The organism is Lactobacillus sp. C449L (assembly GCF_059900815.1).
Genome location: NZ_JBWXGA010000346.1, coordinates 1 through 424 on the forward strand (window position 1 = coordinate 1; position 424 = coordinate 424).

The following is a 424-nucleotide window of genomic DNA, read 5'->3' on the forward strand; positions in this document are numbered from 1 at the left end:
GCCTTTCTTGCCATGCTGGATCAATCGAAGCGGACTTGAGGCGGCGCGGTTTCCGTCCTAGCCTTCGTCATGATTGGGGGAGGGGCACAATCCATCCCGATCGTCTGCTAGGGAGCATCAATATGCGCAACTCTGTTTCGAAGATCGTGGCCGGTTCGACGATCGCGGGCGCCGCCCTCCTCCTGGCCGCCTGCGGCGGCGGCGGGGAGGCGGAGGCCGACAACACCGCGATGACCGAGATGAACGCCGCCGACACGATGATGGACGGCACCACCAACGACATCACCGCCGTCGACGCGGCCACCGGCGCGGACGCCGACATGGCGCTCGACAATCTGGCGACCGACCTGAACGCGGCCGGGGCCGGCGACGCCAACATGGCGGAGACCAACGGCCTCTGATCCCGCTTCCGGGCGACCGTGGC

1 protein-coding gene is annotated in these 424 nt (G+C 67.2%); it reads left to right on the top strand.

Annotated features, from left to right (window positions below):
* The first annotated feature begins 122 nt into the window (after positions 1–122).
* The gene (locus AC2JF9_RS09710; RefSeq protein WP_500727363.1) at positions 123–401 is read left to right on the top strand and encodes a hypothetical protein; all 279 of its coding nucleotides are present in this window, start codon (positions 123–125) and stop codon (positions 399–401) included.
* The last annotated feature ends 23 nt before the right edge of the window (positions 402–424 follow it).

What these genes read in the sequence shown, in the direction of transcription:
- AC2JF9_RS09710 (WP_500727363.1), top strand. Translation starts at nt 123, where the DNA reads ATGCGCAACTCTGTTTCGAAGATCGTGGCCGGTTCGACGATCGCGGGC.